Here is an 804-nt window from a genome sequence, read left to right as displayed (position 1 = left end):
CAAGAGGAATTTCATGAAATCCTCTTTCCAGAACTGGTGAATCGGGACCAGCTGAGTCTGTTCGGCGACATGTCGCACAGGCCTGGCAATACCATTCGTAAGGTTTATCTCTGCAGAGCGCCTGCGAATATCTCCCAGCCAGGTGCGTTGCTTTTCTTTTATAAGGGCAAATCTGAGACGCAGCCCTCTCAGGCAATCACGACCGTCGGCGTGTTTGAGGAGATGAAGCTTGCGCGATCCACGGAAGAGTTGCGCCAACTAGCGGGCGGCCGATCTGTCTACACAGACGCACAGTTAAGGCACTTAGCCGCAACGGCAACCAATCCCGTCAAAGTAATTAATTTCCTTCTCGCCGCGCATATGGAGCCTCCGCTGTCGCTTGCTGCTCTCACGAGCAGCAGTATCTTCACAGGTCGACCGCCTCAGTCCATCAAAGGTCTCCAACCAGCCCAACAGACATCTGTTTTAGGATTGGGCTCGTTCGGGTTCATCGTATGAACGAACAAGTGATTGGCTCCACAGTCTTCCCCCCAATGCCCTAGCCTCGCCCCCCAACTTCTTGTAGATCGAACCCCAATCACCAGATTACCGTTACCCGTCCACCCTTCGGAATCAGGAACGACATGGCCGATCTCAAGCTGCTGGCGCTTGATAGTGACGATCTCGCGGTAATCTCCGCCCACACCCAGGATGCGGTCGTGCGCGTTGGCGATATGGGCTATGCTCAGGCCGACAAGCGTTTCGCGATGCTCATGAACCGCTATGACTGGGAAGAGGGCACCGTGCGCAACAAGGGCGTGCGCA

Annotated in this window: 1 protein-coding gene and 1 pseudogene; both read left to right on the top strand. The window is 55.2% G+C overall.

From position 1 onward, the window contains the following. Window positions 1-498, top strand: a pseudogene (locus tag JP75_RS24805) (GNAT family N-acetyltransferase); the annotation flags it as partial. A gap of 125 nt (window positions 499-623) precedes the next feature. After that, a partial coding sequence (locus tag JP75_RS24800) for a DUF2948 family protein (RefSeq protein WP_035087973.1) occupies window positions 624-804 on the top strand: 181 nt, incomplete at its 3' end.

It is taken from the genome of Devosia riboflavina (assembly GCF_000743575.1).
In the GTDB taxonomy this organism is placed as follows: domain Bacteria; phylum Pseudomonadota; class Alphaproteobacteria; order Rhizobiales; family Devosiaceae; genus Devosia; species Devosia riboflavina.
The sequence above is the reverse complement of the archived record's forward strand: the minus strand, read 5'-3'. Positions and strand labels throughout refer to the sequence as shown.